Raw genomic sequence first — 6791 nt, forward strand, 5'->3', positions numbered from 1 at the left:
GCTGTGGCTGCGACCGGACTGCGCGCAAGCGCAATGGCTGCAACCGGCGGAGCAGCTGCGCGAACTGTGCCGCCAGGACGCGCCGACGCTGCGCGCGCAGGCCGCCGGCGCCACACCCGGCGTCCTCACCCAACCGCTGCCGGCGCTGCTGTGGCAGTTGGCGATCTGGAGCAGCCAGGGCCGCTTGCCGGCCGGCATCGGCGCCGACACGCCGCTGCGGCTGCGGCAATGGCCCAATCTGACCCGGCTGCAGGCCTTGCCGGACGCGACGCGCTTGAGCGCGCTGCTGACCAAGACCCCGGCCACGCTGCGCATCATGGTGCGGCTGTTGCGCGTCGAACCCGAGCACGCTTGCGACTTCCTCGCCGCCGCCCACGCCATCGGACTGCTGGATTGGCGCAGCGACGCGCCGGCCCTGAAAGTGATCTCCAGCGCGCCGGTGCGCCCCGGCGCGCCGCAAACCGAGGCCGCCGCGCCCGAACGCGCCGGCCTACTGTCCCGGCTCCTGCAAAAAGTGACCAGCTTGTGAGCCTTACCTGATTCCCATCATGCGCAGCCAAGACAATAAAATCCTGTTCGCCGGCCCGGTCGGCGCCGGCAAGACCACCGCCATCGCCGCCATCAGCGATATTGCGCCCATCCGCACCGACGCCAAGGCCAGCGATATGACCTTGCATCGCAAAGCGCATACCACGGTGGCGCTGGACTACGGCATGCTGCGGCTGGACGCCGACACCAAGGTGCATCTGTATGGCACGCCCGGCCAGGAACGCTTCGACTTCATGTGGGAAATCGTCAGCCGCGGCGGCATCGGCCTGATCCTGCTGCTGGATCACAGCCGCGCCAACCCGATGCAAGATCTCGCCTTTTTCCTGCGCGCCTTCGAACCGCTGCTGCAGCGCGCGCCGCTGGCGCTGGGCGTCAGCAAGACCGATCTCAAGCCGCTGCCGTCCACTGCGGTCTACGCCGAGGCGCTGGCCGCCCACGGCCTGAACGCGCCGGTATTCGAAGTGGACTGCCGCCGCCGCGAAGACATCAAGCAGCTGTTGCTGGCCCTGCTGTTCTCTATCGACCCCGGCCTGGGAGAAGCGCAATGAACGATGAGCTGCGCCTGAGCGGCCCGCTCTACCCGATGGCGACGCCCGCCGGCGCCTTCTACGCCGTCGCCGGCGCCGAAGCCGACCTGACCCGCCGCCTGCTGCTCAACATCCTGCGCCTGGGCCACACCGTGCCGCTGAGCGAGGCGCTGCTCAGCGAATGGTGCGACGACGAGCTGGAACAGGCGCTGGCCACCCTTTACCGCCTGCAGCGGCTGGAGTTCGTGCACGGCACCGCCGCGCCGCGGCCGGCGGCGGCCGGCAATCTGGAAAGCCAGCTGCCGGAACTGCTGGCGGCGCTGTCCGGCAGCGGCCAGGCCCTGCTGGCCGACGACAACGGCCTCTATTACGCCACCGCCGGCTTCCGCCACGAAACCGCGGAGGAGATCGCCGCGCTGGCCGGCGACCTGATGTCGCTCAGCCGCCGCCATCACCTGCTGTTGAAAAACCATCTGAACTTGGGCAGCGCCGCCTGGGCGGCGGTGGACCCCGCCGGCCGCAGCCAGCTGGCCTTCTACCCGCTGCACGTGGCGCAGCAGGCTTTCGCGCTGATCATAGGCGGCGCGCCGCAGTTGCAAAGCGAGGCCTTCGTCGGCCTGGTGGAGTTGCTAGTGCGCCGCTACGCCTGAATCCCGGCCGCGCGGCGGCCGGCGCATTGAACAAAACCGGAGAACAACCATGCGTGAACAAATGCTCAAGTCCATCCTGAGCGATCTCAACGGCGCGTCCGCCGACATCGAGGCCTCCGCCATCATTTCCGCCGACGGCCTGACCATGGCGGCGCTGCTGCCGCAGGAGGTCGACGAAGACCGCGTCGGCGCGATGGCGGCGGCGATGCTGTCGCTGGGCGAGCGCACCGCGCGCGAACTGGCGCGCGGCGGCCTGGAACAAGTGATGGTCAAGGGCGAACACGGCTACATCCTGATGAGCCATGCCAGCCCTGATGCGGTGCTGACCGTGATCGCGCGGCGCGAGGCCAAGCTGGGGCTGATTTTTCTGGACGCCAAGCGCGCGGCGCGCAGCATTGCCGAAATCCTCTAGCCAGCCAATCTATACTTGGCGGCGCCTGGCCGGCACAATACGGTTTTGCTTTCGTGCCAGACAAGCTCCATGTGGAAAACCATACTCGCCATCTCGATGGGCGCCGCGCTGGGCGCGCTGCTGCGCTGGGCCTTGGGCGTCAAACTGAACAGCCTGTGGCCCAGCCTGCCGCCCGGCACGCTGGCGGCCAATCTGATCGGCGGCTACATCATCGGCCTGGCGGTGGCCTTCTTCGCCAGCGCCCCCGGCGTGTCGCCGCTATGGCGGCTGCTGGTGATCACCGGCTTTTGCGGCGGCCTGACCACCTTCTCCACCTTCTCCGCCGAAGTCGTCACCTTGTTGCAGCAACAGCGGCTGCTGCCGGCGCTGACCGCCATCGCCGTCCATGTCTGCGGCTCCTTGCTGGCCACGCTGGCCGGCATCGCCAGCTGGCAGTGGCTGCGCGCGCTCAAGAGCTGAGCGCGGCCTCGACACCGACGTCAAGCGGCCAAGGCGGAATGACTTCTAATGCGTCGTTCCGCCGGTCTCGGCAATGTCCGTCGTCGCCGTCAGCGCCGTCTCCAACGCCAGCGTCAAGCCGGCGCTGATGGTGTCCAGGCTCATGCTGGGCGCGCCCGGATGCGCGGCCGCCTGTTCCGGCAGATACGGGATGTGAATGAAGCCGCCGCGCGCCGGGCCGCCCGCCAGCGCGTGCATCAGCCCGTAGAACACATGGTTGCAGACAAAGGTGCCGGCGCTCTGCGACACCGCGGCCGGAATGCCGGCGCGGCGCAAGGCCGCCGTCTGCGCCTTGATCGGCAGCGTGGAGAAATAGGCGGCCGGCCCGCCGGCGACGATGGGCCGGTCTATCGGCTGGCGGCCGGCATTGTCCGGTATCCGCGCGTCGTCGATATTGATCGCTACCCGCTCCAGCGACAGTTCGGCCCTGCCGCCGGCCTGGCCCACCGCCACCGCCAGCGTCGGCCGCAAGGCGTCCAGCTCCCACCGCAGCGCCGCCAACGCCGCGCCGAACTCGCAGGGCAGTTGCCGTGCATGCACCCGCGCGCCGGCCAGTTCCACGCCGTCCAGCCGCCGCGCGGCCTCCCAGGATGGATTCAGGCTCTCGCCGCCAAACGGTTCGAACCCTGTCAACAACACGATTTTGTTCATTCTCCTGCTCCCTGATCCAGCGCCAGCATGGCGAAAGTCGCCAGCCAGTGTTCGCCGGTGCAATGGCCGCTGGCCACATGCGGCAGGCTGGCGGCGATCTGCGCTTCCGCCGCGGCGCCCAGCGCCGGCCGCCAAGCGTCGTCCGGCGGCAAAGCCGCCGCCAACTGCCGCAAACACCAGCCGCGGCTGAGATTCAAACCATCCAGATGGCCCAGCTTGGGGTCGGCGCGGTCGCTCACCCGCGCCGGCGCCAGCAAGTGGACACGCCGCGGCAAATCCGGCAGAAAAGCGCGCAACCAGTCCCGGAACGCCATGGCCGGCAATAGCCGGCTCAGCAGCAGCGCCTGACACAGGGCCGGCGACAGGAAATCGTCGCCGCCCGGCTCCCATTGCGATGGATAGTCGGCGTCGGCCAGAAAATAACGCTCCGCCGCCGCGCTCAATCCATGCGCCAAGTCCCTGTCTCCCACCGCGCGCGCATGATCCAGGCTCAGCAATAACGCGAAGGCGGTATTGCCATGGCCGCCCGCGCGCACCGGATAATCCTGCAACGCCAAAAACGCCAGCCAGCGCGCGCGGATCAAACCGGTCAACGGCCGCATCGCCTCTTGCCAGCCGCTAGCCTGCGGCAACGGCCAGCGTCCCAGCTCCGCGGCCAGCGCCAGCAGCCAGGCCCAACCATAGGGCCGCTCATAGCTGCCGCGGCCGGGCGCGGAAAAGTACTCGGCCTCGCGCAGGAAAGCCCGCGGCGTGAAATGCTCGGCAAACAACCGAACGATGGCCGGCTGCTGCGGCAGCGCCGGAAAGCGCCGCGCCAGGCGTGCCAGCAGCCAGAAGCCATGCACGGCGGAATGCCAGTCATAGCAGCCGTAAAACACCGGATGCAGCTCGCGAGGCGCGGCCAGGTCCTGCGGGCCATTCAACAAATGGGCCAGCAGATTCGGATACTCGCGGCGCAGCCCGGCCAGCGGCAACTCCGCCAGCGCCGACGCCTGCTCGAGACTCAAGACCATGGCCGCCTCCTCAACGGAACACGATGAAGTACATCAGCAGAATATTCGCCGCCAGCAGCAGCAGCGCGGTCGGCAACTGAGTCTTGATCACCAGGTATTTGTCTTTCAATTCCAGCAAGGCCGCCGGCACGATATTGAAATTGGCCGCCATCGGCGTCATCAAAGTGCCGCAGTAGCCGGAATACATGCCGATCGCCACCAGCGGCGCGGCGGCGGCATGCTGGCCGACGATCAGGAAAGGCAGCGCGATGCCGGCGGTCATCACCGGAAAAGCGGCAAAGGCGTTGCCCATCACCATGGTGAACAGCGCCATGCCGACGCAGTAGATCACCACCAGCAGCAAGCGATTGCCCGGATCGACGAACAGGCTCACCACCTGCTGCACCGCCAAGCCGGTCTTGGCGGCGACGAAGACGCCGCCCAGCATCGCCAGCATCTGCGGCAGGATGGCGGCCCAGCCTATGGTGTCCACCAAGCGCCGGGATTCGCGCACCGCCTGCAGCGGCGTGCCGCCGGTCAGCCCCCAGCCCAGCAGGCATGCCGCCAGGCAGGCCGTCGCCAGCGAGGCCAGGGTCAGGTGCTTCTGGTCCAACAGATAGCTGTCGCCCAGACGCACGCCTTTCAGCAAGAGCGTGCAGGCCACGGTGAGCAAGGGAATCAGCAAGGCCGGCAGGAAGATGCGGTTGCCCAGCCGCCGCGCCGACTCCAGCCTTTGCTGCTCGCTGCTGGGGCGGTAGCTGCCCAGCGCCAGCCGGCCGGTTCCGGCCAGCAGCGCGATGACGATCACCGCCACGCCGACCAGACGATAGGCCTGAGGCTTGCCCAGCCAGGACAGCAGCAGGTCGCCAAACAAGAAGCTGGCGCCGAACATGAACCAGAACAAGGCGGTGGTATAGCGCTTGGGGTTGGCGCGATCGCGCAGCGTCATGCCCACCAGCAGCATCACCACGATGCCGATCAGATGATAAACATCGTGGATATCGAACCAGGCTTTCATGCCGACACCTCCCGCCGAGCGCGCCAGGCGGCGACTTCGCGCTGCAAGCTGGCGTCAAGCCGCGCCAGCCGCGACATGTGGATGAGCAAGGCGCACAGCGCGGTGGGAATCGCCCATAGCCCGATATGCAGCGGCTCCACATCGGTGATGCCGTTTTCCTTGAGAAAGGCGTCCATCAAGAGCACCGCGCCGAAGGCGATGAAGATGTCCTCGCCAAAGAAGACCGCGACATTGTCGCAGGCGGCGGCATGGGCGCGGATGCGGTCACGCAGCGCCTCGGGCAAGTCGCCCAGCCGATTGGCCGCAGCCCCTTCCGCCATCGGCGCCAGCAAGGGGCGCACCGTTTGCGCATGACCACCCAGATTGATCAGGCCAAGCGCCGCCGTCGCCTCCCTCACCACGAAATACAGCATCAGGACGCGGGCGGTGGTGGCGCTGCGTATGCCGGCGATCCACTGCTGCGCGCGTTCTTTCAAGCCATAGCGCTCCAGCAGGCCGATCACCGGCAAAATCAGAATGAACGTAGCCAACTGCCGGCTATTGAGGAATTTCTCGCCGAAGGTTTCCAGCAAGACGCCGATGTCCATGCCCACCGCCAGGCCCGTGGCCAGGCCGGCGGCGGTGACCACCAGCAGCGGATTGAAGCGCAGCGCGAACCCCGCCACCACCACGGGGATGCCCACCAAGGGTAAACATGATGCAAGCTCCATGCGTTTTCTCCTGTGCAGAATGGGAGGCCGTCTTGAGGCGGCTCTTTTCCCGATAGACAGCGTTGCCGATACCCCTTGCAGGGCGCCGCGGCAAATGCTGCCGGCGGAGCCAGAACATTAAACCAATGCCGCGGCAAACGGCGAAACCTGAGTAGGCCTCTTAAGAGCCTGTTCAAAGTCTGCTGCGCTTCGTGAGATGTGACACGGTGAGTACAGCTTCGAAATGCTCATGTAGCGAATGTACATTCCGCTTTTCGCTGGTTTTCGTCTTGTCTCGCCTTAGCTCTCGAGATCGTAAACAGGTTCACAGAGCCGCGACCGTCACACCCTCCCGCTCCAGTCCTTCCCTCAGCCCTCTGGCGAAGGCCAGCGCCTGTGCGCCATCGCCATGCAGACAAACACTATCCGCGCGTATCGGCAGATACTCCCCGCTCACCGCGCGCACCTGGCCGCGCAGCACCATGCCCAGCGTCTGCTCCAGCGCCGCCGCCGCGTCCCTTATCACCGCGCCAGCCTCGCCGCGCGGCGCCAGGCTGCCGTCGGCCAGGTAACCGCGATCGGCGAACACTTCCTCCACCACGCGCAGCCCATGACGCCGCGCCGCGACGATGGAGGCGCCGCCGGCCAGGCCGAACAGCCGCAAGCCGGGATCGAAATCCTTCACCGCGCGGGCGATGGCCTCGGCCAGCGCCGGATCCCGCGCCGCCTGGTTGTACAAGGCGCCGTGCGGCTTGACATGGCGCAGGGCCACGCCGGCCGCGCGCGCCAGGCCGGCCAGCGCGCC

Annotated in this window: 9 protein-coding genes and 1 pseudogene; 5 read left to right on the top strand and 5 right to left on the bottom strand. The window is 67.5% G+C overall.

The genetic code is table 11. From position 1 onward, the window contains the following. From LQT98_RS23010 to crcB, 5 genes and pseudogenes are all read left to right on the top strand, one after another. Positions 1-529, top strand: a pseudogene (locus LQT98_RS23010) (hypothetical protein); the annotation flags it as partial. 19 nt (positions 530-548) lie between these two features. After that, complete coding sequence (locus tag LQT98_RS23015; RefSeq protein WP_231465496.1) at positions 549-1097, top strand: GTP-binding protein; 549 nt, start codon at positions 549-551, stop codon at positions 1095-1097. Continuing rightward, the gene (locus tag LQT98_RS23020) at positions 1094-1726 is read left to right on the top strand and encodes a hypothetical protein (protein ID WP_048410239.1); all 633 of its coding nucleotides are present in this window, start codon (positions 1094-1096) and stop codon (positions 1724-1726) included. Before LQT98_RS23015 ends, LQT98_RS23020 begins: the two co-directional genes overlap by 4 nt. Positions 1727-1775: 49 nt before the next feature. Further along, entirely contained in the window at positions 1776-2138 is a 363-nt protein-coding gene (locus tag LQT98_RS23025; protein WP_048410238.1) for a roadblock/LC7 domain-containing protein, read from the top strand. Between the two features lie 69 nt (positions 2139-2207). Then, complete coding sequence (gene crcB, locus LQT98_RS23030) at positions 2208-2597, top strand: fluoride efflux transporter CrcB (protein WP_048410237.1); 390 nt, start codon at positions 2208-2210, stop codon at positions 2595-2597. Positions 2598-2642: 45 nt separating this feature from the next. On the opposite strand, the gene pcp is transcribed toward crcB, so the two are convergent. From pcp to LQT98_RS23055, 5 genes are all read right to left on the bottom strand, one after another. Next, a complete protein-coding gene (gene pcp, locus LQT98_RS23035; RefSeq protein WP_231465498.1) occupies positions 2643-3287 on the bottom strand; it encodes a pyroglutamyl-peptidase I in 645 nt (214 codons plus the stop codon). Beyond that, positions 3284-4300, bottom strand: a complete 1017-nt coding sequence (locus tag LQT98_RS23040) for a DUF2891 domain-containing protein (RefSeq protein WP_231465500.1) — start codon at positions 4298-4300, stop codon at positions 3284-3286. The genes pcp and LQT98_RS23040 overlap by 4 nt, the downstream gene beginning before the upstream one ends. A gap of 10 nt (positions 4301-4310) precedes the next feature. Continuing rightward, positions 4311-5297 (bottom strand): DUF979 domain-containing protein, encoded by a 987-nt coding sequence (locus LQT98_RS23045; RefSeq protein ID WP_231465502.1) that lies wholly within the window; start codon positions 5295-5297, stop codon positions 4311-4313. Then, positions 5294-6007, bottom strand: coding sequence for a DUF969 domain-containing protein (locus LQT98_RS23050; protein WP_231465504.1), 714 nt, complete (start codon positions 6005-6007; stop codon positions 5294-5296). The genes LQT98_RS23045 and LQT98_RS23050 overlap by 4 nt, the downstream gene beginning before the upstream one ends. Before the next feature lie 304 nt (positions 6008-6311). Next, a partial coding sequence (locus tag LQT98_RS23055; RefSeq protein WP_231465506.1) for a LamB/YcsF family protein occupies positions 6312-6791 on the bottom strand: 480 nt, incomplete at its 5' end.

Source organism: Chromobacterium aquaticum (assembly GCF_021129195.1).
Taxonomy (GTDB): domain Bacteria; phylum Pseudomonadota; class Gammaproteobacteria; order Burkholderiales; family Chromobacteriaceae; genus Chromobacterium; species Chromobacterium aquaticum.